We start from the raw sequence: 24,974 nt of genomic DNA on the forward strand, positions 1-24,974 counted from the left end.
CCTTGATTTGGTTAGGATTGGTACTACCCTAAACTCCGACCTTTGCATTACTGAAATATTAATCATCTTATGGAAAATCAAATAAAGTCATCCACAAACAACCCGCCCGTTGCCTTGGTAACCGGCGCGAACCAGGGAGTAGGTTACCAGATTGCGAAAGCGCTTGCCGAAAACGGGTATATCGTTTACGTCGGGTCGCGTAACTTAAGCAACGGCGAAAAAGCCGCTACGGAAATAGGCGGCCAGGCGCGAGCGATTCAATTGGACGTTACCCAACAACCGAGCATCAGCGCGGCGGCCGCGAAAATTCAAGAAGAACAAGGGCGTTTAGATTTGCTCGTGAATAATGCCGGTATTTCCCACGCTGGTCAGCCGGGCCGCACCCTGGAAGAAACCACCGTGGCGGGCAAAGCCACTACAGCCTCGCTGGACGAAGTCCGGACGGTTTGGGAAACGAACGTATTTGGCGTTATAGCCGTTACGCAAGCCATGCTGCCTTTGCTGCGGAAATCAGCGGCTGCCCGGATTGTAAATGTATCCAGTGCGTTGGGTTCCCTCACCTGGCTTTCGGACCCGGCTTGCTGGGCCCGGGAACATTTCGGGGTAGTTTACGGCGCTTCCAAAACGGCCCTTAATGCGGTTACTCTGGCTTTTGCTATTGAACTGGAGAAAGAAAACATTAAGGTTAATGCTACCAGCCCCGGCTTTACGGCCACAGCGCTGAATAATTTCCAGGGCACCGATTCGGTAGAAGTAGGCTCGCGCGAACCAATCCGGGTAGCCCTGGAAACCGATGGCCCGACCGGCAGCTTTACCGGTCCGGATGGCCCGCTGCCGTGGTAGTTATTGCAAAATGCTTATGAAAACTAGCTGATTTTTAAATTTATGACCGGCTGCCCAAACAGTTGCCGGTCATCTTTCTTATCTTTCATTATGAAAAGCGAAACCGCAAAAGTACCTAACCTGGAATCTATCCCGGAAATACACCGCATGCTGGGTCTGCCGGGGCCGGTTCATCCCTTAATTACGTTGCTGGATGGTACCCGAGAGCAAATTGATTTTAGCCGGTTACCGGTTAGTTACGTTTCCCGATTCTATAAAGCTTCTTTTATTACTAAACTGGGGGGCAAGTTCCAGTACGGGCAGGGCTATTACGATTTTGATGAAGGCAGTCTTTTATTTACCGCTCCCAATCAACTCATCGGCAGCACCGAAAGCTACAAGGATAGTATTGGGTATTCACTCATCGTCCACCCGGATTTTCTGCAAGGGTATCCCCTGGCCAAAAAAATTAAAAATTACGGTTTTTTCTCGTACGGGAGCAACGAAGCGCTGCATCTTTCGGAGCCCGAAAGAGCCACCATGCAGGCTATTTATACCATCATTCAGCAAGAATTACATAGCCGGATCGATGACTTTAGCCACGAGGTGATTATTGCCCAGTTTGAGTTGCTACTGAGCTATGCCAAACGCTTTTATAAACGGCAGTTTTTAACCCGCCAAGCCGTTACCAGTGATTTGCTGCAACAATTAGAAGAACTGCTAAATACGTATTTCGAGGAGGAAAAGCCGCTCACGCAAGGCGTACCCACAGTACAGTACCTGGCAGAAAACTTGCATTACACTCCCAATTATTTAAGCGATATGCTACGCTCCCTCACCGGCTTGAACGCGCAACAGCACATCCACCAAAAGCTGATTGAAAAATCGAAAGAATTACTCTCTACCACCCATTTAACCATCAGCGAAGTGGCTTATCAACTAGGTTTTGAGCACCCGCAATCGTTTAGCCGGCTTTTTAAAATAAAAACCCAGCTATCGCCGGTGCAATTTAAAGCCGCGTTTAACTAGAATTGCTATTAATAGCTGGGTTCTGGAATCAGGCACAATGCTACTAATCACATGCGGTTGCTTGTTTAGGTAAATGCTGCCGGTAAACACAGATTATTTAAAAATAGGCAAACAGGAAGTGAACGTTGTGCAGGAGCAATGACGCATTATTCCAATGAAATTTAGTTAAAGTGAGTTAGGCACGGAAGTAACTTCCGCGCCATAGTGCGCTATGGTGCGTTTATGTACTTTTATATTTTTTTAACCATTAGCTTTTTTATTCCAACAAGTACTTCCAATAAAACTTTTTCTGAATCTTTCTGGAGTTACATCAATTCCACCTTTTATCATTAAAGTTCTTTCCCATTTTCTTAAGCCAAATGATTCCGTAATAAAAGTTATTTTGTCATTTGGCTGTGAAGAACCATAAATGTATTTTACAATACTCATAGTACATTTACTTGATTCACCTTTCTTGAATTCACCAATTACTATTAGAGTATTCTTATCAAAAGGCTCTGGTTTTTTATTTTTTATTATCTGCCCGGTATAAGTATCAAATTCTATTTCATTAAATTCATAGGTGGCAATAGAAAAGACAGAGTCTGACTGAATTAGCTTAAAATCATCTAAGGTCCAGGTTAAATGCCATATAGATTGAGACACATTACAAGTGTCAGTTACTAAATCTGTTAATTTATAAGAGTCTACTTGGATACCATTTTTAAAAAAAACTATTCCCATTCTTTGACCAATTCTATGACCTTCCATAAAATCGTCAAAAACTACAAGCCTTTCTCCGTCATTAGAAACAAAAATAGTCATACTTGTATAACCCTTATCTTCTATTGAATATAAAGTCTTCCCTAGTTCATTTTTTAGCTTCCAAAGCTTTCTAGAATATTGTAAGGTGAATTTTCCGTTTTCAGACTTAAAAAGGGTTGTCAGCCGCTGTTCGTCAGCAAAAGCAAAATTTGCTAGAAGGAGCAGGATTATTGTTAAGTAATTTATTTTCATAAAATAATGGCTAACTTACTGCTAAACGTCATAGGTACATATATCCACCACCCGTTAGCTGGATAAACGTAACCAGATTAAAATATACTACATATTTATTCTTTCAAGAAATACCCAGTAACAAAAAACCTGGAACCAGCTATTAAGCTAACCCCAGGTTTTATATTTTTTAAAATTTTCAGTATAAAAGCAATTATATCAGAAACAATTCCTAAACCAAGGGCTTTCCTGAAAATTGTCCGTGAAGAAATAGCCTGTGCCGCTGGTTGTGTCCGCACAACCAGCATGCAACAAGCTTTAAGCTTCCGCTAAAATCTAAATTTTCTCCGGCAGCAAGGTTGCGTCCTGGTAGTTGCCCAGTACGGGTTCGGAGGGGGCACCTTGGGTAACGGCTTCTACTAATAACTTACCGCCTACAAACGCACCTTTCCAGGATTCGCCGAGGCCACCGAATACTTCTTCGCGGTCGCCGCGGGAACGGAGCTTGTTGATGCCTACTTTAAAGGCCCGTACTTCTTTGGCAGTGCGTTGCGCCCATTTGGTGTCGTCGGAAGCTACGGCCGCTACTAAGGCTCCGTTGGAAATATTCATTTCGCCTACCAGTTCTTCTACCCGGTCAACCAAAACTACCGAATCAATTGGGCCGAACGGTTCTTTAAAGTACAACTCGCTCTGGCGCGGCAAGTTTACCAAAGCCCGCGGTGCGCGGTACGCCGAACGGTCCTGATCGGGTAAGAATAACGAATCATCCAGTTTACCTTCGTAGAAAGGCGTAGCACCGGTTTTAAGCGCATCGGCGTACAAACGATCCAGGTCTTCGGCCTGGCGGCTATTAATTACCGGGCCAAAATGCAAGTCGGGCAATTTATCATTGGGGTTATCTACCAGAGTAGGATTACCAATTTTGAGGCTGCGGATAGCGTTCCAATACGTTTCTAAAAATTGCGGGAACAAGCGGCGCTCTACCACAAAACGCACGTAAGCGGTGCAACGTTGTTTGCCGTAATCGTAGCCTTTTTTAAGTTGGTCGCCCAGGCTATTCCAGTCCGAGAAATTCCAGATGCCGTAGGTATTCACGCCTTCCATTTCGAGCATGTAGCGTTTGTGCACCGAAGCCAAGGCATCGGCAATGTTGCGGCCGTTATAGCGTCCGCCTACAAAAGAAAGGCATTCAATGGCCTGGTCTTTTACCAGTACATCGCTTAACTCGCCACCGGAGCCACTAACCAAAGTTACGGGCAAACCGCAACGTCGGGCAATGGCAAAAGTTACGCTTAAGGAGATAAAACCACCGTCGGTAGGCGTTTTAGCAATGGCGGCATTGCCGCAAAGTACCTGCACCAGTACCGCGTGCATCAGCACCGACATGGGGTAATTCCAGGAAGCAATGTTGGAAACCACGCCCAGGGGCTCCCGGCGGCCCAGCATTTCTTCGATATTATCCACGTACCACTGCACGCCATCAATGCAGCGGTCGATGTCGGTAAAGCCTAGTTTGTAGGTTTTACCAATTTCCCACATGAGCAATTTGCCAATCAGTTCCACGTTATCGCGGAGTTGGTCGAGGCAATCCTGCACGTGTTGCTTGCGTTCGTCCAGGTCTACGCGGCACCAATCGGCTGCTTCGCGATGGGCGCCATGTACGGCCCGCAGCGCGGTAGCTTTATCCAGAAAAGGCAGGCTGCCCAGTACGGAGCCATCAATGGGAGATACAAATTCCCGGGGAGTGCCCGGCTCCTGCCAGCGACCTTCTAAAAGGTTCAGGTAATTTCCCTGTTGGTCATAAATTTCGGGGGTTACCTGCTTTACCTGCCGGATTAGTTCGGCGAAGTCAACTTGCGGAGAAACAATTTTTGCCATAGTCTATTTAATTTCGGTGTAGCAATTAGAAAAAAGCTTAGCGGTAGCGATTAAATTACCCTAAACCCGTCAAGCTCTTACAATTTTTTAAATTTTTCGCCAAGTACATGAATTTGAGAATCAGTTTCAAATAGAATTTGCGAATAATTTACTTGGAGTGAGCTATCTGCAAGAGCAATTAATTTAAAAATACCTTTTATTCAAGGTAAGAAGCCTTAATTTCTGGTTTGGCAGGAGGTAAAAAAAATCCGGTCAATCAGGAGGGACCCGTTTCGCTACGTAGCCAAATAGGTTCCTCCTGATTGATGCATCAAATAACAACTAAATAACAAAGACTTCAATAATGGCGCTTCTCTAACTTATTTCTGTCTTTTCACTTCTCTTAAACCAGCTCTGAGGCGGCCGGGTAATCTACTGGTATTTGAGTAGCGGCAAAAACGTAGTTGGTGAAAATGCGAACAGTTACCAGGCCAATCAGTTCAATTAAACTTGCTTCATTAAAACCAGCGGCGTAGAAGTTATCGACCAGAGCCGCATCTGGGTGGCCTTTGGTTTCGGTAATGGCTTTGGCAAGTTGTACAATAGCGCGTAGTTTATCGTCGGTGGCAGTACCGCGTCGGAAGTCCAGGGTTTCTTCTAAAGTAAACCGGAACTTTAAAGCGGCTTGGGTGTGAGCGGCTGAACAGTAAGCACAGTGGTTTACTTCCGACACTACCAAGGCAATGGCTTCGCGTTCTTTGGCGCTAAAGCTGCCTTTGTTTAAGGTGGCTTCAAAATCCAGAAAGCCTTTTAGTGCATTGCCGGAATAACCAATGGTAGCATATAAATTCGGCACTTTACCCAGCCGTTTGGTTAACTGCGCAAATATCTCCTGCGATTCGGGACTTACCTGTTCCGCAGTAGGAACGTTGATCGTTTTCATTTTTTAAAATTTTTAAATACTAATTCATTATTGAATGCGATAGAGTGCCTAAGCATGCTGCCAGAAAGATGCTTAGCGAGCCGGAGAAAGTTTTAATTTTAAGGATTTCTCCTTTAATCTGGCTAGATAAATTTGCGCCGTTTCGCTTATGGTAATTAAAGCGCCACCCAAAATCACAAGGTCTTTAATTACCAGCCGACCCCGGGCGCTCAGATAAGGGAAGCCGTGGTGCTCATCCGTTAGGTGCGGCACCCAACTTTCGGGGGTGGTTACCAGAAAAGAAAGCGTGCCCAGCGTCATAATAAAAACCAACAGACTCCCCACCATACTGGCTAAAGGCGCTACTTTATAAAGGCCCACCAAAACGGCTATTGTTATCAGAAATAAGCCTAAACCGTAAGAAAAACCATAGGTATTGTTTTGAATATGCCACGCGTGATGGGCCGGTATCAACTCCCCTTCTTTGTTCTGGTAATTTTTATATTCCTGGGGGTAATTGTAGAAAAACGACATAAACGGACTATTGGCCACGAAAGGAACAATGCCGTCGGCTTCGTAAGTAAAAAACTTGAGGCCGCCAATCCATAGAAATACCACGACAATACCGAAGCGAACCGCTGATTTACCTAGCTGGTCTAAACGGGCTATTTGTTGTATTAATTGATTTTTCATGTTGCTATGCTTTTGCGATTATTAAAAGAACAACACAAAGGTAATGCAGCTACCGCCACCCGAACATGGACAAATCGGGACAAAGCCTGCACAAAACCGCCACTGGTAACCCAGTCAAAAATTTAAAAAATAAAGAAAACTCAAGCCACCAGATCCGCTACCACCGAAATACCCGTTAGATCACGAAAAGCCTGGGGCGATACGTGGGTAAATTTTTTAAAAAACCGACTGAAATAAAACTCATCGTTGAATTGTAGCTTATAGGCTATTTCTTTGATGCTTAAACGGGTTAAATGCAGTTGCTTTTTAGCTTCCAGAATCAGCCGTTCCTGGATCAGTTCCGAGGGTGTTTTGCCGAAATACTTTTTGCTGCGCTTGTTCAGGCTGTTGGTGGTTATGGCGAGTAGTTCGGCGTAATCCGCGGGCTTATGTAAAAATAAAAAATGCTGCTCCAGTAAATCTTTAAACCGGTTCATGAGCTCATCCTGTTCTTTTAAAACCGGAGGTTCGGCTAAAGCCCGTAGTTTAATGCTGCTCGATTTGGCCAGTAAAAGCTGCAGATAAGAACGTAACACCGTTTCATCGGGGCGTTGCGGATCAAAGTCGGCATTTAAGTCTTGTAATAATTGCTGAAATATGCGGGCTTCGGCCACCGTAAGCTTTACGCACGGCTCCAGGTAAATATTATTAAAAAGGAGTCCGTTGCAGGCTACCTGTACTTTGTGGTACTCGATGCAGTAAAAGTCGCCGTGAAATTGCAGCGCCGTTAGCTGCACCGGGGTTTGCTGCTCCATAAAAATTTGCTGCAAAGGCGTAGCAAAAACCAGCACCGGCGCTTTAACTGGGAAAACCGCAAAATCGGCGTGGTAAATACCGGTGCCTTCCGCGATAAACAACCAAGTGTATTCGGCAAACTGAACCGGCTTCTGAAACACACTGGCGCTGTCCGGGTTTAAGCCAAATAACAAATCGTTTCCTCGTAGAAGCGCTTTTTTCATTAGAATTAACTTAAGAATGCTTACCGGAAATTACAACTACTGGCCGGCGAGCGTATTTTACCCGAAGTTTACTTCCGGCAGCTCCGCAAATATCTTTACTTTGCACGACATCCACCCAGAGAAATTAACCTGATTTTGGATGACTTGCGGGATGGTTTAGACCCTTGCTGGTTGCGGATATAATTTTTTAAATTTAAAAAATATGAATCAAACTTCTTTCTTATTATTCCGGGTAGCCATTGGCATGAGCTTACTGGGGCACGGCCTGGTGCGCTTGCCCAAACTGGCAACCTTTAGCCAATGGATGGTGGGGCTTTTTGCGAAATCCATGCTCCCCGAATTTCTGGTAACGCCTTTTAGTTATTTGTTACCTATTGCCGAGTTTGTAATTGGCTTATTGCTGGTTTTGGGCCTGTTTACCCGCCCCGCTTTAATGGCCGGCGCCTGGATGATGATTTTTTTAATTTTTGGCACTTGCCTCCTCGAAAACTGGGATGCTTTGCCCTCGCAACTCATTCACGTGGCTTTTTTGGCCGGCTTACTAAATTTTACCCAAAGTAACACCTGGGCGCTGGATCATGTAATTTTTAAAAATAATGCCCGAGGTTGATACTGGGGCAGCCAGAACTTTCTCATCAGGTCTGTTCATCATCCGGTTCCTGGCCAGTGGTAAGCTTAGGTTATTAGCTTTTAATTTAAGTTTAACGGTTTGCCCGGCCTGAGGCCTACCAAATAGTAGACACGAGCGGGACGCTCGCGCCAGCAAAGTTGGTTCCAGGCAAATAAATTGTTGTTTGAAAATGACCGGTTCTAATTAGCCGAAAGCTCGAAAGATTTAACTTCTTTCTCGTCCCCGTTTAAAATCAAACCTAAACGGTGTAGTCCGGGGTAAAAGGTTCGGGTGGTAATGCGTCTGAAACTTTGCCGGCGGGTGATGGTTACTTCTTCGTGGGGCAAAAACAAACGCTCGCTTATTTTAAAAACTTTTTTAGCGTGGGTGTTATTTTGCTTTAGATAATAAATGGCGTACTCAATTCGCACCAGTTGTTCCGCAGTCTGCTCGTTTTTAATCCGAAACACAAACTCCAGATTGCCGCCAATGTGCACTACCGGGGTATTTAGTTCAAAGCTGGTAAGCCTTATGTTTTTAGCCGACAAGCCATAGTGATTCAGGATTTCGGGGTGGCCTTGTTTGAGTAAAGTGCGGCAACCGTGTTTAATCAGTGCATCTACTTCTTTGCTGGCACCCTTCCATTGGGCGGCAATTTGTAAAACTAACTGCGGATGATCTTTGGCAATGTCGTTCAGGTTATTGGCGACGCTGCGTCGCACAATCTCCGACGGATCATTTTTTAAATTTTCCAGGATGGGCAATACCGGCGCAGGGTCTTTTTTTAACGCGGGTACCGCCATAGCCCAGGGCAACCGCGGCCGGGAGCCTTCGCTGGCCAGTCGCCGTACTTCGTATTTTTCGTGCCGCGACCAGGCAAGCATTTGCGCCAGCGTAGGTTCGTAATAATGTAGTAAAAAAGGCCGGATGGCAAATTCACCGGTAATGTATTGGGTAACGTGTTCCAGCGCTTTCATGGAGCTTTCGTAATGCGCCAAGCCGTAAGTTTCGATGTAATCCGGCAGAAACAAAAACTCCAACCGCCCGGCTCCGAAGCCATCCGTTTTTAGCTGCGCGATAATGGCCGGCAGCAGTTCCGCCGCTTCGGCAAAATGAGCGGGCATAAAAACGTGCAAGGCTTGAGTTGTATGCCGCATCCGCGCTTTTAACTCTTTTGTTTCAAAATCGTCCGTTAAAACCAACTCCAAAAACGCTGGTTTCCGGAAACCCGGAATCACTTTTTCTAGACTGGCAGCTACATGATTATAAAAAGCAGGCGAGTAAATATCTTTCAGCAGCGTGCTCATAAGAGGCAGGAATTTAAAACAGATTGGATGCACAAATAAACACCACAATTTCCAATTGCCCAATCCAAAACTTGCTACCAGATTCTTATTTTTTTAAAATTTCCGATATTCCCCAACTAGCATTAAGGAAGCGTCGAGCAATTTAATTATGTAAGCATTCAGCAAGATTAAAAATTCTTAAACCTAAACAAAATGAAAAGCCACAGCTACACGCACCTGACATCAGTTTGGCTGTGGAGCACCTGCTAGGGTTCCGGTTTTGCGCAGCAAAATTCCGCAGACTGAATCGAGGAAACAGAATAACGGCATCTCCTCCCCTGTTTTTAGGGGAGGTGCCGCAGGCGGAGGGGTTAACCAAGCCCGCCGGCCATGAGGCAAAATTCAGCCCGTTCAAATAAGATAGCACCTAAGCATGGAGGCAGGAACAGGCTCCATGTAAATACGGAACCATACTAAATTTTTAAAAATTACTCTTTTAGCAGCTTGTTAAAGCCGATGCGGGTTCCGGCTAAAAGCCGGAGTAAAGTCACAGACTTTACTTTGTACAAAGGCCCAAGTTTGAAAACTTGCGCTAGTAGATTTAATCTAAAAGGCAAAAACTAATTTATTCAATTCGTGATTTTTTAAATTTTTTGCGTTGCGCCAAATACAACCCCATAATCACCAGCGCGGTACCAGCAAAAGTATGCCATGTAATTGGCTCGTGCAACAAGGTATACGAGTAGCCAAAACCAAAAATCGGGCACAGAAACAACCACAACGAAGCCCGCACCGCATCTTGCTTTACCAGGTAAAACCACAATTGCAACGAAATTATAGATACGGGCACGATCAGCCAGAAAACTGCTTCCCAAAAAGCAACATCAAAGTGGGTATGGGTGTAATCCGTAAAATACAAGGTAAACGGCAGCAAACACAAACCGCCCAGTAAAACCTGCCAGCCATTAATCACCAGGGTAGCCAGTTGCCATTTTACCTGCGCGTAATACACCGTAGCCGCCGACACCGACACCATGCCGGCAAGTAAAATAAGTAAGCCCCGGGTAGTAGCAAAACTGTTTTCCAGTAAAGGATAAGTAGCCAGGCCAACGCCAGCTAAGCCCAGCATAATGCCTAGCCCTTCGCCCCATTTTACCGGTCGGCGCAGCCAGGCTGCCGAAAGCAAAGTAATAAATAACGGATTAGTGGCCGTAGAAAGGCTACCAATGCCCGCCGAAACTTCTTTTAAAGCCAGCACAAAAGCGCCCAGATAAATAGTAGTGTTTAATAAAGAAAAAAGCAGCAGCTGCCGCCATTCCGCACCTCGCGGGAAAGCATTCTTACCCCGCTGCCAGCCATAACAAAATGCCAGCATCAGGCCGCCAGCAATTAAAAAACGAATATTGGCTAATAATAACGGATGCGCGTGAGCCACCCCTACTTTAGTAGCAACCGAGGCCGAAGCCCACAACATGGCAAATAGCACCCCGGGTAATACGTTTCGCATAAACTAACAACTACAAATAACAGGTTCGCGGCAAAGGTATTTATTATATGGTGATTTTTGCACAGTACTCAGGGCTCCAGAAGATGAAATGGTTTATAAAACAAAAATGCCATCACGAAAGATGGCATTTTTAAAAAATTAGCAAGCAAAGTTTATCTTAGCTTTTCTTCAACTCTTTTACGGCGATGTTTCTCCAGCGTACTTTAATGCCACCGCCATCGTGGATTTGCAAGGCAATTACGCCATCGCGGCTGCCAATTTGCTCATCGGTTAATTCAATCATTTGAGTGCCGTTTACCCAGGTGGTTACTTGGTTACCCACTACCCGGATTTTCATTTTGTTCCACTCGCCCATTTTTAAGGCTTTATCTTTTTCCGGATCAGGTTTAATGAGCCAGCCCCGGCCATAAGATTCGTAGATACCACCGGTGCTTTTGCCCGGAGGAGCTACCTCGGCTTGCCAGCCAGAAATTTTGGTACCATCCAGCGACGAATGAAAGAAAACGCCGCTGTTGCCGTCGGCTTCTTGCTTAAATTCTACCGTCAATTCAAAATCTTTAAATTTTTGGTCGGTGGCTAAATAACCGTATTGTTTATCGGGGCCGCTTTCGCAGACTAAATTGCCGTTTTCTACGTACCATTTTTCGGTGCCGTGCACTTGCCAGCCATCCAGGTTTTTGCCATTAAAAAGTTTTTTTTGCGCTTGTGCCTGGCACGTAACAGCCAGTACTACAAAGAATAAAGCAATTTTAAAAAAAGATTTGTAAGCCATAAGGGGTTTAATTGTGGTAAAATAGATTGTAAAGAAAACAAAAATTGAACATCGAACAGCCAAGTATAACAAAAGAGAATGGGTTTATCAATACTCCCGCTGATATTCTCTTGGGCTTTGTTCCCGGCTTGTACTTGCTCCGACCCTTTTAGTCCGGACCGATTAGCTTATTTTAACAATTCCCAAGTCCATAGCTTTTATAATTAATTCAACCGGTGATTTTATCTGGAGTTTACGCAAAATGTTTTTGCGGTGTGAGTTAATGGTATGCGGACTCAAAAAAAGAGTTTCGGCAATTTCAGCGGTAGATTTTCCTTCGGCAATTAACCGGATTACTTCTATTTCTCGGGAACTTAAATTTAAATTATCCGGCACCGTTTCCACGGAACCAGTATCGGCCAGGATTACTTCTAATACTTTGCTGCAAATAAACCGTTTACCCTGGGCTGTGGTCCGTACGGCTTGCAGCAACTCCTGCTCGTCACAATCTTTTAAAATATAACTGGTAACCCCCACTTTCAGGGCATTTACCACCATGTATTTTTCCGAGTTGGTGGTAATGGCCAGCAGGTACGTTTGTGGGGCGAGTTGCTGCAGCGTTTCCATTTCCGGCGCCCCGAACTCCTGCAAGAAGTTACCATCTACGGTAACTACCTGGGGTTGTAAATTTTTAATCCAGGAGGTTAATTCAGAAATATTTTCTGCTTCGCCTATTACTTCTACGCCGTGCTGGGCGGCCAATAAAGTAGCAATGCCCCGGCGGGTAAGCAAATTACTTTCGGTAACCAGCACGGAAATTTTCTTTGTATCTAAATACACCCGGTACTCCTAATTCTTTGTAAATAAATTTTAGTGCAAGTGTACGAAAAAATGTTTAGAATCATTCTAAATAGCAAAGTACCGCTGGGCTATCTGCTGCTTCCGGAAGCGCAGGAGTTACTTTTACGCTCCTCTGGTTAATCCTTGATTATCCCCAATTTTCAAATTTTTCTCTTTCCGCGCGGCTTAAAAACTCTCAATTGCGGGGGAAAAGCACCTTCTCCGATTTTACCGGTAAAATGCAATCGCTAGTACTAGTGATTTGCCCTACTACTCCTGGCATTTAAAATCACTACCCTTTAACGGCCAAATTCCCTATTGCTGTCGAAGAAAAATATTTTTACAGCCTGTAATTTTGAATCATTCTAAATAACAAAGAAGAACAGGGCGGTTTGGTCTTGAAATCGGCGCTTGGTAAAGACTACTGGAAGCTAGCAACAACCACCTTGAAAAGTTGAACAACCAGATAAAATTAAAAAAATAGCCATTTGCCGGAAAATTTACTTAGATGAATTACTTAAAACTTATAATCAAACTGGTACTCGTCGCCAATCTGGGGGGAGCTATTCTCTTCCGGGCCGCGGCTCAAACTGCGCCAACCGGTAGCATCGAGGGATACACGAAATCCAGCCAGAAAAATGCTTTACCCGAAACGACGGTGTACTTAAAAGGAACTACCTTAGGAGTAGTTTCAGATGCTAAAGGTTATTTTAAACTGGACCGCATTCCAGCAGGCGTTTACCCGGTAGTTATCTCCTCGCTAGGCTACCAGTCGCAAACCGATACCATCCGAATCAGCGCCGGTCAAACTACTTCGCTGCAATATTTTTTGAAAGAATCTTCTACGGAGCTGGAATCGGTAACAGTGATGGGTAAAAGTGCCGTGCAGGAAACGAAAGAGCAAGCCTACGAAGTACAAGCCATTGATGCCCGCAAGTTACACAATACCAGCCTGGATTTAAGCCATGCCCTGGACCGGGTATCGGGCGTGCGGGTACGGGAAACCGGTGGTGTGGGTTCTAACATCAACTTTTCCCTAAATGGCTTTACCGGCCGGCAGGTTAAGTTTTTCCTCGACGGCGTGCCCATGGATAATTTTGGTTCTTCTTTCCAGCTCAATAACATTCCGGTTAACCTGGCCGAGCGGATTGAAATTTACAAAGGCGTAGTGCCGATTTGGCTGGGCTCGGATGCGCTGGGCGGCGCGGTAAATATTGTTACCAACAACCAGCCGCGGACTTACCTCGATGCCTCCTACTCTTTTGGGTCTTTTAATACGCACCGTACAGTAATCAATGCCGGTTACACTGCTAAATCCGGTTTTACGGCGCAAATCAATGCTTTTCAGAATTACTCCGATAATAATTATTGGGTAAATGTAGATGTAGCCGACATTAATACGGGTAAATATTTCCCCAACCAGCGGGTGCGCCGTTTTAATGATACCTACCACAACGAAACCATAATTGCCAAAGCCGGGGTGGTGGGTAAAAAATACGCCGATCGCTTATTGTTTGGGGTTACGCTGGGCCAGAACTACGCCGAAATACAAACCGGGGCGCGCCTGGTAAGTGTTTTCGGCGACTGGCACCGCAAGGGTAACATTGTGATGCCCACCCTGCAATACCAGAAACGCGACTTGTTTATAAAAGGGCTGGATTTAACCCTGAACGGAAATTACAACCTGGGCACCGAACAAAACATTGATACGGTATATCGCCGCTACAACTGGTTCGGGGATTACAAGCAATACGAAGGTCAGGGCAGCGAGCGGTCGCGGTCAATGTATAAATACCGCAACAACAACGGCGTGGGCACGGCTAATTTAAATTACCAACTCAGCGAAAAGCAAACCATTTCCCTAAACCATGTTTACAATACCTTTAACCGCAAAGGCCGGGATGAGCTGTACCCCGAAAACGACAATTACGAGCAGCCCCGCAAGAGCAGCAAAAACATTACCGGTATTGGCTACAAAATAGATTACACTGGCCGCTGGAGCACCACTTTGTTTGCCAAACATTACAGCCAGGTAAACCGCTACAGCCAATCGTACAACCCCGGCAGCAACACCAGCGAAGTACTGTACCGGCAACAAAAAAACAATTTCAGCAACTGGGGTTACGGCCTGGCTACCACTTACTTCCTGACGGAACATTTGCAGGCCAAAGGCTCTTACGAAAAAAGCTACCGCCTCCCCGAAACCGAGGAATTGTTCGGCGATTTGGTTAACCTGCAAGGCAACATTGACTTAGACCCCGAAACCAGTCACAATTTTAATCTGGGTTTGAGTTACAACACTACCTTCAACAAAATTCACCAGTTAAATTTCAGCGGTAACGTGATGTACCGCGATGCGCGGGATTTTATCCGGGCCCGCCTGAACAACAACCAAACCATGCAGGTAATGGAAAATTTGTTTGACGTTACCAACGCCGGCGTGGACGGCGAAATCCGGTACTCTTACAAAGGTTTCTTAAATGCCGGCCTGAACCTGACTTACCAAAACCTGCGCAACAACACCAAATTTGAAGAAGGGCAAACCCAGGAAAGCGTGGTGTACCGGGACCGCATTCCGAACATGCCTTATTTGTTTGGCAACGCCGATGCCTCGGTTTTTATCCAAGATTTGGGCAAGAAAGGCAACAACCTGAACCTGGGTTATAACCTGCTATACGTGCACGCTTTTTACCTGTACTGGCCCAGCCTGGGCAGCGACAAACTCGATATTCCGCAGCAGCTAGCACACGATGTAAACCTCACTTATACCCTGGCAGATGGCCGCTACAATGTAACCCTGGAATGCCGCAATGTAGCCAACGCCCAATTGTACGACAACTTTAGTCTGCAAAAACCGGGTCGCAGTTTCACGGCCAAGCTCCGCTATTTCATTAATCAATAAGTAACACCAATCTATTTTAATCTATATACCTAATGACTTACAACTTTAAATCCTTGTTATCTGGTTTATTTTTGACCACCACTTTACTGGCTACTTCCTGCTCCGACGATGACACCACCCAGCCGCCGGTTACCAAACCGGAAACCACTACCAAATACATTATTGCCTCTACTCCTACTGCTTCGCAAGGTGTAGCCGATTACCTGCTTACCGTCGATGATTTAAGTAAGGGTACCGTGAGCACCGTGGGCAACGGCATTGAACAGGACGGTACCTACCGCTACTATGTTACCAACAAAAACCGTTTTTTCAGTTTGTTGTACGGGCAAGGCAACCCAGGAGCCGTTACCACCTATGAGTTAAACAGCGAAGGAAAACTAACCAAGTTATCAAACTTCCAATCGGAAACGGTACAGGCTTTTGCCGCCGTGAACGACGATATTCTGATGATGAAAATACCCCGCAGCGGAGACGAAAATGCGTCGTGGTACCGCGTTAACGCCGAGCAGATGCAGATTGTGGGCGAAGGCAAAACCAATATCGTGAAACTGGCCGGTAACGGCGAGCGGGCGCACTTTTCGTGGTTATCGAAAGTAGGCGATAAAGTATACGCCCCGTACATGAGCATTAAAGGTTGCTGCGGCGACACCTTTGGAACCTTGTACCCCGATAGCAGTTGGGTAGCGGTATTCTCGTATCCCAGCATGACCCTCGAAAAAGTAATCCGCGATAACCGCACCAGCTACATTGGCCGGTATTTCACTAACGGGTTAGTAGAAGACGAAAAAGGCGACGCTTACGCATTTTCTTCGGCGGTAGCTACCAACAGCGGCAAACCTGCCTCTACCAAACCGTCCGGATTTTTAAAAATTAAAAAAGGCGAAACCGAGTTCGATAAAAGCTATTTCTTTAATGTGGAGCAAGCCGCCGAAGGCTATTACATTACCAACCAGAACTACGTGGGCAACGGCAAATTCATCGCTATGCTATCGAACGTAAAAGGCGCTTACACCACTGGTTTCCGGCTGGCCATTGCCGATGTATACAACCAAACCATTACCTGGGTACAAGGCGCCCCCGATCCGGCTACCGTTACCAATGTTACTACCAATAATTTAGTTACGGACAACACCGCGCACGTGGGCATAACTACCGCCGAAGGCAGCTACGTGTACCAGATTAACGCCACTACCGCCACCGCTACCCGAGGCATTAAAGTAGAAGGTGGCCAGATTACCGCCATCAGCAAACTCGATTATTAATAACTGCGGAACCAGGTGGTTTAATTTAATTTCTGCCCTTTAAATCTCCTGGTTCTTTTACTCTTACAATAAACCGAAGTAAACATGTTATTCCGTAGCAAAGCCCAAGCAACTAAAAAGCATTCCCGTTCTTTGTTTTACCGCGTTTCGGCCTGGCTGCATCTTTGGCTGGGGCTGGCTTCCGGTATCGTGGTGATTATCGTGAGCCTCACGGCGGCGGCGCTAACTTTCGAAGATGAGTTACGGGTGTGGCTGCAACCGTACCAAACCGTAGAATACTCGGATAAGCCTTTTTTGCCACCTTCGGTTTTGAGTAAAGCGGTAAAAGACAAGTATAATTTTCCGTCGGTTTCGTCGGTGATGTACCAGGGCAAAACCCGCAGCGCCATTGTGCCTTACTACGCCGACCGCCGCAACTACCAGGTGGTTTACGTGAACCCCTACACCGCCGAAGTTTTGCATCGGCAATACCTAAACGACGACTTTTTCCGAATTATGATTATCGGGCATTACCAGTTGTGGCTGCCCCGCCCCATCGGCAAACCCATTGTGGCGTACAGTACCTTCATTTTTGTAATTACCTTATTAAACGGCCTGGTCCTGTGGTGGCCACAAAAATGGACCGCTACTACCCGCAAGCAAAGCTTCTGGCTGAATTTTAAAGCCAGCTTTAAACGGGTTAATTACGACTTACATAACGTACTGGGCTTTTACTCGCTGCTGGTAGGTTTGGTATTAGGGTTAACGGGCATGGTGTACGGCATGAAGTGGTTCGCCGACGGCGTTTACTGGACTGCCTCCGGTGGCCAAACGCAAATACAAGATCGACCTAAATCCGACACGACGCTGGTAGCTCCCCCCCTGCCGCAACTGGAAGAAGATATATTATTTGCCCAACTGGCCGAACAAAAGGTAGATTTAAGCAAGAACGACGTGAGGATTGTGTACCCTTACGGTACGGATGGAGCCTGGGGAGTGGATATAAACTCGAAACCAGGTACCCGCTACTTAACAGCCTCCACTTACTACGAGCAAAAATCGCTGAAAAAACTCTCCGAGAAACCGGGCTTCCCGAACGGCAACTTAGGCGATAAACTTATGCAACTCAACTACGACTTACACGTGGGTTCCATTGGCGGCATCTGGACCAAGATTATTGCATTTCTGGTTTGTATTATTTCGGCCAGCTTGCCGGTTACCGGTTTTATTATCTGGTGGGGCAAAAAGAAAAAAGGCAGGAAATCCGCCAAAAGCAAAAAATTTAAAAATACGCCATTCGCTCCGGTACCAGGCGTGGCGGTTACGCCCGAAATAAGCCGGCCCCGGGTAAAAAGGCCCGTGCGCACCTAACCAGTAGCCGGAATAAAGTCTAAAATTTTAAAAAATTTAAAAAACTAAAAAATGAGGTTATCTAAATTTATAATGCTGCTGAGCAGTTTATTGTTACTGGAAACAGCGGCTTACGCCCACGCCCTTTGGATTGAAACCACCGCTACCGGCAAAGCCGGGCAAGCGCATCAGGTAAAAGTATTCTACGGCGAATTTGAACTGAACAACCTGGAACCCATTGAGAAATGGTACGCCGACGTAAAAACTTTTAAACTGTGGCTCACGCACCCGAACGGCCAGCAGGAACAAATTACCGTAACGCCCGCTCAAGATCATTTTACGGCCACGTTTACGCCTAAAACTGCGGGCCAGTACCAACTGCACGTAAACCATTTAACCGGCGAAGTAGCCGGCACCACCGTGTACGAATTTAATAGTTCTGCCACGGTAGCCGTGGGCAGCGAAAAAGTAAATAAGCCAGTAATAACCGCCTCTAAAACTTTAACCTTACAGCTACCGGACACTAAAACCCCGCAGGTAAAAAAGCCACTTACCGTTAACAGCTTTTATCCGGATGGGGCCGCTAAAGAATTAGAAATTACCGTCATGTCGCCGGCCGGTTGGCAACGTAAGGTAAACTCGGGCACGCAAGGTCAGGCTACTTTTACGCCGGAATGGAGCGGCAAGTATTTACTCGAAGCCCAACACAAAGAAAATACCACCGGCGAACGTAACGGCAAACCGTACCAATCTATCTATAAAATTTCTACCCTGCAGGTTGTAGTCAAGTAATCTTTCCCGTCAATTAATCACTCCTTCTGGCTTAGCCGCTTTCCGGAACGCTTCGTTCTGCCTGCTGCCCGCCGTACAAACGTACCCCTCTCCCACCAGCGGTATGTTGTTACGAGCAACCAAGCGGCTAAGCCCTCTTCCTAAACAATGTAAAATTTTAAATTTATCCGATGGCTATGTGCGATATTCTCCTGTTAAGTAATAAAAATGCCACCACCATTAGTCAGTGCCTGCATTGCCAAACCCTTTATTTGTGGCACAACAATTTACTATTGAGCTTTACCTCCGCGGAGTTTGCTACATTTCAAGAAATTACCAACCGGTTTACATTCGACGAAGATGCGGTACCGTTTCCGGACTACCAAATGCGCTTGGTGATGCAGCTCCCCGAAAAACAAATTGGGTTTGCCTTTATGGAAGAAGAATGGCACGATTTGCAGGTAGTTATCCGGGAAGCTATGCTGATGCAGGAGGTGTACGAAGCCATGCGGTAAATTGGACCAACAGCCTTACCCAAAATCAGAAATTTTAAAAATTTCGGCAGATTTTCTTCCCTGCCAATGCAGTTCCAGAAGCTTAATTCGGGGCCTTGCTCAACAGGAACAAACGACTAGTTTCTGGTTTGCACAATAAACACCCCGGTAAAAGAGTTAAAGAAGAAATAATTGTCCGCAGAGTAATTTTAAGGTGGGCAAATTATCAGATTCGATTAGGTATGAATAGGGTATTTCTTCTGTTTTTTTCGGTAGGGATTATATCCTGCGATAGTAGCAGCATCCAACAAATTCCAACCAGCCAGGCACAAAGCCTGCAACCCCAGGTAACACCTGTTACTACTAAGTTTGCCGGGAATTACATGGTAAAATCAGACCGTTATTCCATAAATGAAGCCAAAGAAATTTACGTACTCAAATACGATGGCACCGCCAAGTGGATGTTTGTTGACGTGAACGAAACTATTCCTTTGGAAAAAACCAAATACGGCGTGTGGCACGTAAACGGATCTACTTTAAACATTACCTACCAGGACGAAAACAGCCTTGAAACCGAGCAATTTGTGTTGGACGATGGCTGCTTTTACGATCAAGGCTCCGGCGAAAGGTATTTACAGCTAACCCAACTGGCTCAAATCCCTTTTTAAATTTGCGTTTAAATAAACTTTGGTTCGGGTAATAAAAAGAGCTTTCCGGAAATTAAATTTTTTAAAAAATCCGGTATATCTGTTTTTTAAATCTCTCTGGGTATCAGCAGTTCTCCCATTTTGGTGGCTAATGCAGCCCGTTACATAAAGAAAAAGCCACCCTATGGGGGTGGCCGTTTACCTACACTCTTAATAATTTACCTTTTACTTACTGGCTAAAGTTTTGGTTGATGGAGTAGTTTTCAGGTTGGCAAGCTCCGAAATCAGCACGTAGCCCGCTTTGCCGTTTACTACCACAATGGCCCATTCTTTATTAAACTTCCGCACTAATTCCACGCGGTCGGTGGTAGTTAAGGTTTCCAGAATGGGGGTAGAAGTGCCCGCTTGCTTAAACATTTTAACGTTGTCGTTGCGCACTTGCACCGGGGTAGTTTTCATTTTATCATCGGCCATAGTTAAACCAACCTGAGCCATAAGAGCGAGCGAAAGAAGAAGCGTTTTCATAGTTTTATTTTGTTATTTTTTCGTTTACTTTTTTGTTTTTAGAATCTGGCTTTTGCCATTTTATTTCCTTTAATAGAATTGCAACGGCTGTGCCAAACCAGTAAAAACGCCAAATAACGGCTGCAAAGGCACTTTTTAGAAAAAACAGATAAAAACATGTACGTTTCCGAACGGTTTATCACCGCACACTGTCCGGTTACGAACAACCCGGTTTAGGTAATTTTTAAATTTTCAGGTATTTTCAGAATCAGAAGCTTACTGATAGCACGTGCTAGCGAAACGGTGTAGCCTGATATAATATTAAAAATTTAAAAATTTACCCGCAGTTGCTGCGGTGGCGCACTTTCCGGGGCAGCAGCACTGCCCCAACCCAGAGCTATAATCAGCTTTTAACTCCGGAAATCTACCTTTCCTTTCTGTTGCTTACTGTTACTTTTAATAACTACCCTTACATTTAGGGTAGCATCTAACCAGGGCCGTATGCACAAAGAATTAAAGCCATTATGGGATAAAATATTCTGCTTCAACTGGAAATTCGGGTTGTTCCTTCTTTTAATTATCTGCGTTCCCCGGTTTGTTTTGGTGCTGCACGCCAATACTTCGGCTAATTACCAGTACATCGGCATCATCATGGTTTTGTCGGCTTTGGCGCCGTTTCTGTTTTTAAGTAAGTTTGGACGTTACCAAATCGGTTTAAAAAAGCCTACCAACACACTTTGGCTGCTAATGGCTTTTATGGCGGGTTTGCTTTTCAGCATTTTGCTTTGGTGGCTGGGGCAAACGCTTTTCGGCAATTCTTACCACAACTGGTACGTCTACATCGGGCAATCGTACAATATTCCGGCGGGCATTAACGCCAGCGATAAAGCTATTTTGTTTGCCGTTATGGCGGTAACCGGTATGTTGTTTAGCCCTATTGGCGAAGAGTTGTTTTTCCGGGGCATTGTGCACGCCAGTTTTGCCCCATCTACCGGCGAAGAAAAAGCTTCGGTTATAGACAGTACCGCTTTTGCCCTGACGCATGTGGCGCATTTTGGTTTGGTGTACACAAACCAGCAATGGCAATTTTTACTTTTACCCACGCTCATTTGGGTAGTAAGTATGTTTCTGGTGAGCCGTTTATTTTACGTGTGTAAGAAAAACAGCGGGTCTATTCTGGGGGCTATGGTTTGCCATGCGGCTTTTAACCTGGGCATGATTTACTGCATCTTTTACGGAGCCGATTTTTAATTTTTTAAAATTTGATATGGCTTTTCTGCTTGTGATACCAAAGCGTATAAAGCCTGCAGCTCATAAAATCAAGGACTATTCTTTGGAGCCTTTGCAAGTCTCCTTACTTAGGTGCTATCTGATTGGAACAGGCTGATTTTACCCCTCCCCCTGCGGGACCTCCCCTAAAAACAGGGGAGGAGATGTGGCTATTCTGATTTTCGATTTCGTGTGCGAAATTTTGCTATGCAAAACCGGCATTCCTAGCAGGTGCTCTAGAGTCAAACTGGTGTCAGCTATTCTTAGCTACTGTTTAATCCGAAAAAAATAAAACAGAGTCTGAAAGTGTAATCCAGTAGTACTATTAATAATAAATCACAATATTCATGTTCACTGCTTTTAAAACCAAATGAGTCCGGAAAGCCGTAGCGAAGCGCATCTGACACCAGTTTAGCCATGAGGACCTTTTAGCGTTCCGGTGCCGACGTTAGGAGGCATGGCGCAGTGAAACGAGCCAAGGTTCGCTAAACCGTCCGAACTGGCTAAACGAGGCCTGCCGGCCACGAGGCAAACGCAGCCTGTTCAAACACGATAGCACCTCTGCATGGAGACGGGAACCGACTCTAAATAAGTAAAGTTAACAACCAACAACTTAACATAACTTTCTATAAAACAACCGTACTTCCGGTTAATTAAAGCAAAAGCCTGATTACAGCTTTAAACTATAATCAGGCTTTAAAAAATAAGAAGCTATTTACCGGCAATTATTTGGCTCCCATACTCAGCTTAACCAAAATCGGGAAATGGTCCGAAGGAAATTTGCCGTGGTAGGTATCAGTAAGGACGCCCCACTTTTGTACTTTAAAATCTTTGGTGGTAAAAACATGATCGATAATTTCCTGGCCGTCGAGTTTTTTACCGAACGCGTTAAAAGAAGCGTTAAGGGCATAAGGGTTTTTCGCGGCTTTGTAAGTATCATACAATTGCCCGGAGTTGGCTACGGCCTGGTACCACTCGCTGTTGTGGTCGCCGTTAAAGTCGCCGGTTAAAATTACGGGTTCCTGGCGGGCAATTTCTTTGATTTTGCTTAAAATTAATTTGCTGCTTTCCTGGCGGGCCTGCACACCCTGGTGGTCGTAGTGGACGTTAAAAACATAAAACTTCTTCTTGGTTTGCTGGTCTTGCAGGTACACCCAGGAGCAAATGCGATTACAGCAGGTAGCATCCCAACCCAATGATGGTTTATCAGGCGTTTGCGATAACCAAAAATCGCCGCTTTTGAGTAGTTTAAACCGGTCTTTTTTAAAAAATATAGCCGAGTGTTCGCCTTTCTCCTGGCCATCGTCGCGTCCTTTGCCGTAGCGCGCATATCCCGGCAAAGCTTTACTGATATCGTCCAGTTGATTTTTTAAGCCTTCCTGAGTACCAAAAATATCAAAATCGTGGAACTGCAGTAAAGCGGCCACAGCCGGCGCCCGGTCGGCCCATAAATTACCTTCATCCCTTGGGTTATCAAAACGGATATTAAAGGAACCTACCGTTAACTGTTGGGCAGAAGCAGAACCCGACAACAAACAAAAGACGATTAAAAAGTAAAGCGCACGTTGTAATTTCATCTGTTTTATAAATACTATATGCTGTTTTTTAAAATTTTCCAATTTCAATGATGGCGAAATTAAATTAATTTAAAAAATTCTTTTTTGCCCACTGGTAATTACCATCCCGGATTTTGGCCGAGTTTGGGATTAAGCAATCGGTCGGTTTCGGGGATCGGATACAGGTAATGTTTGGCTTCCCAGTTGCGCGGAATGTTATTCAGCCAGGTTAATTCGCCGGATGTATCGTTACTTAAACGCTGCGGATTGGCAGTGCCGCCGCTAATGGTTTCGGCTACGTTTACGTACGTTACACCCGCTACCGGATTAGCCGGCATGGTTTTGTAAAAGGCCACGTCGGGTTTGCCGTCTTCGTTTAAATCCAGAGGCTGGTTCAGGGCTGGTACGTAGAAACCATTCCAGGGCATCTCCATTAATTCGCCGCGGTCCCAACGGATTAAATCCGAAAAGCGCTGACCTTCCAATACCAGTTCAATGCCGCGTTCGCGCCGTATTTCGAGTAAAGCCGCATCGTTTATATTGGGGAAATAATTGGTTTGCAAATACGGATCAGCTACGGTTGGTTTTTCGGCTAAGCCGCCGGTAATGCCGGCCCGCTGGCGTAAGGCGCCCACGGTGCGCTGCCAGTCTTCGTTGGTAAACGTACCCAGTTCGGCTTTGGCTTCGGCGTAGTTTAATAATACCTCGGCAAAACGGATGATAGAAATAGAGTTGTTATTCCGGCTACCGCCGTCGTAAAACGTATCGTCCAAAGTCCATTTAATGGGTTGGTAACCGGTGTAGGTGTAAGAAAATACCGGGGGAGCAGCTTCGGCTACGCCGCCGTTTAATCTTTTATAATCGCCCGCCCGAATGGTTTGTTTCAGCCGCAAGTCGCGGTTTTTCACTTCCTCGGCGAAGGTTAAGGTTTGATAATCAGGCTTACTGGTAAACGGCGTACCATCCAGGTTTAAATAGGTATTTACAAACGTGCGGATTAAGCTTACCCGGGCTCCATACGTTGCGCTGGTCCAGTACCAGTTGGCATCGTTAAAGATACTTAAAGCCGGATCCACTACAGCCGACAAAATAATTTCGGAAGTTACGGGCTTTTGGCTGATAAATAACTGGCGATACGCGTTGTCGGGGCCGCCGGCGGTGTTCAGGCTAAAACCGCCTTCTTTCATGACGGTTTCGGCGGCAGTGGCGGCTTCGGTTAGCCAGGCGTTGGCGCTACTTTCCTGGCCGTATTCGGGGTGGTATTTCCGGAAAGTACCTTCGAACAAACAAACCCGGCTTTTAAAAGCGTACGCCACGTATTTGGTAATTAAACTGCGGGAGTTGTCGCTGGTGGTGGTAATGTTGGCGCAGGCGTAATTTAAATCGGCCAAAACCGAATCCATTACCGTAGCCCGCGAATCGCGGCCGTTGTACAAAGCCGGATCATCCACGGACATGGGCGTGTTAATCCAAGGCACATCGCCAAAGCGTTTTACTTTGTCAAAATAAAACCAGGCCCGGAAAAACTTAGCAATGCCCAGATAATGCCTGCGCACGCCGGGCGCAATGTTAGGATCGTTGTTGTTAGCGATAAAATAATTAATGTTGCGCAGGCCGGTCCAGGTCCAGCCATCGCTTTGCCGCGGACCAAAGGCACCGGGTACCAAAAACTCGGGCACCTGGGTACGGGCGGCGTAATCGCTCATGGCGTCGCCGCGGTGAATATCGTTGCCAGTGGGTAAAATATCGTAAAACGAAGTAGTGTATAAATCCAGGCCTCTTTCGCTGCTAAACACCGCTTCTTTGGTGGCGGTAGATTCGGGCGTTTCGTTTAGTTCGCAACCCGAAAGAAAAGCGCCGAACAACAGCAGCCATATTATTTGCTTTTTCATCATCTATAAATCAGCTTGTAACTTAATTTTTTAAATTTTTTCTTTTTTGCGGAGC

At 45.6% G+C, this 24,974-nt stretch carries 22 protein-coding genes; 10 read left to right on the forward strand and 12 right to left on the reverse strand.

The features are described 5' to 3' along the window. Window positions 1-69: 69 nt before the first annotated feature. Together HUW51_RS05530 and HUW51_RS05535 are read left to right on the forward strand one after the other, a co-directional pair. A complete protein-coding gene (locus HUW51_RS05530; RefSeq protein ID WP_185272995.1) occupies window positions 70-843 on the forward strand; it encodes an SDR family NAD(P)-dependent oxidoreductase in 774 nt (257 codons plus the stop codon). 90 nt (window positions 844-933) lie between these two features. Continuing rightward, window positions 934-1,851, forward strand: a complete 918-nt coding sequence (locus tag HUW51_RS05535; RefSeq protein WP_185272996.1) for a helix-turn-helix domain-containing protein — start codon at window positions 934-936, stop codon at window positions 1,849-1,851. Window positions 1,852-2,091: 240 nt separating this feature from the next. Here HUW51_RS05535 and HUW51_RS05540 read toward each other — a convergent pair whose 3' ends face one another. The 5 genes from HUW51_RS05540 to HUW51_RS05560 all read right to left on the reverse strand — a co-directional run bounded on the left by HUW51_RS05540 (window position 2,092) and on the right by HUW51_RS05560 (window position 7,299). Next, window positions 2,092-2,847 (reverse strand): hypothetical protein, encoded by a 756-nt coding sequence (locus HUW51_RS05540; protein WP_185272997.1) that lies wholly within the window; start codon window positions 2,845-2,847, stop codon window positions 2,092-2,094. Between the two features lie 315 nt (window positions 2,848-3,162). Further along, complete coding sequence (locus HUW51_RS05545) at window positions 3,163-4,707, reverse strand: aldehyde dehydrogenase family protein (RefSeq protein WP_185272998.1); 1,545 nt, start codon at window positions 4,705-4,707, stop codon at window positions 3,163-3,165. 382 nt (window positions 4,708-5,089) lie between these two features. Continuing rightward, entirely contained in the window at window positions 5,090-5,629 is a 540-nt protein-coding gene (locus HUW51_RS05550; RefSeq protein WP_185272999.1) for a carboxymuconolactone decarboxylase family protein, read from the reverse strand. A gap of 72 nt (window positions 5,630-5,701) precedes the next feature. Next, window positions 5,702-6,301 (reverse strand): DUF417 family protein, encoded by a 600-nt coding sequence (locus tag HUW51_RS05555; RefSeq protein ID WP_185273000.1) that lies wholly within the window; start codon window positions 6,299-6,301, stop codon window positions 5,702-5,704. Between the two features lie 140 nt (window positions 6,302-6,441). After that, on the reverse strand, window positions 6,442-7,299 hold the full coding sequence (locus HUW51_RS05560; protein ID WP_185273001.1) for a helix-turn-helix domain-containing protein: 858 nt from the start codon (window positions 7,297-7,299) through the stop codon (window positions 6,442-6,444). Between the two features lie 202 nt (window positions 7,300-7,501). On the opposite strand from HUW51_RS05560, the gene HUW51_RS05565 reads away from it, so the two are divergent. Beyond that, window positions 7,502-7,909, forward strand: a complete 408-nt coding sequence (locus HUW51_RS05565) for a DoxX family membrane protein (RefSeq protein ID WP_185273002.1) — start codon at window positions 7,502-7,504, stop codon at window positions 7,907-7,909. Window positions 7,910-8,109: 200 nt separating this feature from the next. Here HUW51_RS05565 and HUW51_RS05570 read toward each other — a convergent pair whose 3' ends face one another. The 4 genes from HUW51_RS05570 to HUW51_RS05585 form a co-directional block, all read right to left on the reverse strand. Then, complete coding sequence (locus HUW51_RS05570) at window positions 8,110-9,216, reverse strand: DNA alkylation repair protein (RefSeq protein WP_185273003.1); 1,107 nt, start codon at window positions 9,214-9,216, stop codon at window positions 8,110-8,112. A 604-nt stretch (window positions 9,217-9,820) separates the two neighbouring features. Then, entirely contained in the window at window positions 9,821-10,702 is an 882-nt protein-coding gene (locus HUW51_RS05575; RefSeq protein ID WP_185273004.1) for a DMT family transporter, read from the reverse strand. 157 nt (window positions 10,703-10,859) lie between these two features. Continuing rightward, entirely contained in the window at window positions 10,860-11,474 is a 615-nt protein-coding gene (locus tag HUW51_RS05580; protein ID WP_185273005.1) for a 3-keto-disaccharide hydrolase, read from the reverse strand. 162 nt (window positions 11,475-11,636) lie between these two features. Continuing rightward, window positions 11,637-12,266, reverse strand: coding sequence for a LuxR C-terminal-related transcriptional regulator (locus HUW51_RS05585; RefSeq protein ID WP_185273006.1), 630 nt, complete (start codon window positions 12,264-12,266; stop codon window positions 11,637-11,639). A gap of 535 nt (window positions 12,267-12,801) precedes the next feature. Here HUW51_RS05585 and HUW51_RS05590 point away from each other — a divergent pair. The 6 genes from HUW51_RS05590 (at window position 12,802) to HUW51_RS05615 (ending at window position 19,719) form a co-directional block, all read left to right on the forward strand. Next, window positions 12,802-15,195: a TonB-dependent receptor gene (locus HUW51_RS05590; RefSeq protein ID WP_185273007.1), complete on the forward strand. Its 2,394-nt coding sequence runs from the start codon at window positions 12,802-12,804 to the stop codon at window positions 15,193-15,195. A 32-nt stretch (window positions 15,196-15,227) separates the two neighbouring features. Next, window positions 15,228-16,457 (forward strand): DUF4374 domain-containing protein, encoded by a 1,230-nt coding sequence (locus HUW51_RS05595; protein WP_185273008.1) that lies wholly within the window; start codon window positions 15,228-15,230, stop codon window positions 16,455-16,457. Window positions 16,458-16,541: 84 nt separating this feature from the next. Then, on the forward strand, window positions 16,542-17,807 hold the full coding sequence (locus HUW51_RS05600; RefSeq protein ID WP_185273009.1) for a PepSY-associated TM helix domain-containing protein: 1,266 nt from the start codon (window positions 16,542-16,544) through the stop codon (window positions 17,805-17,807). A 51-nt stretch (window positions 17,808-17,858) separates the two neighbouring features. Then, window positions 17,859-18,578, forward strand: a complete 720-nt coding sequence (locus HUW51_RS05605) for a hypothetical protein (protein ID WP_185273010.1) — start codon at window positions 17,859-17,861, stop codon at window positions 18,576-18,578. A gap of 176 nt (window positions 18,579-18,754) precedes the next feature. Continuing rightward, entirely contained in the window at window positions 18,755-19,072 is a 318-nt protein-coding gene (locus HUW51_RS05610; RefSeq protein ID WP_185273011.1) for a DUF6686 family protein, read from the forward strand. A 221-nt stretch (window positions 19,073-19,293) separates the two neighbouring features. Next, complete coding sequence (locus HUW51_RS05615; RefSeq protein WP_185273012.1) at window positions 19,294-19,719, forward strand: lipocalin family protein; 426 nt, start codon at window positions 19,294-19,296, stop codon at window positions 19,717-19,719. A 204-nt stretch (window positions 19,720-19,923) separates the two neighbouring features. Here HUW51_RS05615 and HUW51_RS05620 read toward each other — a convergent pair whose 3' ends face one another. Continuing rightward, a complete protein-coding gene (locus HUW51_RS05620) occupies window positions 19,924-20,223 on the reverse strand; it encodes an SH3 domain-containing protein (RefSeq protein WP_185273013.1) in 300 nt (99 codons plus the stop codon). 480 nt (window positions 20,224-20,703) lie between these two features. Here HUW51_RS05620 and HUW51_RS05625 point away from each other — a divergent pair, with 480 nt between their 5' ends. Further along, a complete protein-coding gene (locus HUW51_RS05625; RefSeq protein WP_185273014.1) occupies window positions 20,704-21,453 on the forward strand; it encodes a CPBP family intramembrane glutamic endopeptidase in 750 nt (249 codons plus the stop codon). A 743-nt stretch (window positions 21,454-22,196) separates the two neighbouring features. On the opposite strand, the gene HUW51_RS05630 is transcribed toward HUW51_RS05625, so the two are convergent. Together HUW51_RS05630 and HUW51_RS05635 are read right to left on the reverse strand one after the other, a co-directional pair. Then, complete coding sequence (locus HUW51_RS05630; protein WP_185273015.1) at window positions 22,197-23,048, reverse strand: endonuclease/exonuclease/phosphatase family protein; 852 nt, start codon at window positions 23,046-23,048, stop codon at window positions 22,197-22,199. A gap of 98 nt (window positions 23,049-23,146) precedes the next feature. After that, complete coding sequence (locus tag HUW51_RS05635; protein WP_185274434.1) at window positions 23,147-24,919, reverse strand: RagB/SusD family nutrient uptake outer membrane protein; 1,773 nt, start codon at window positions 24,917-24,919, stop codon at window positions 23,147-23,149. Window positions 24,920-24,974 lie beyond the last annotated feature (55 nt).

Origin of the sequence: Adhaeribacter swui (genome assembly GCF_014217805.1) — a bacterium.
GTDB lineage: Bacteria > Bacteroidota > Bacteroidia > Cytophagales > Hymenobacteraceae > Adhaeribacter > Adhaeribacter swui.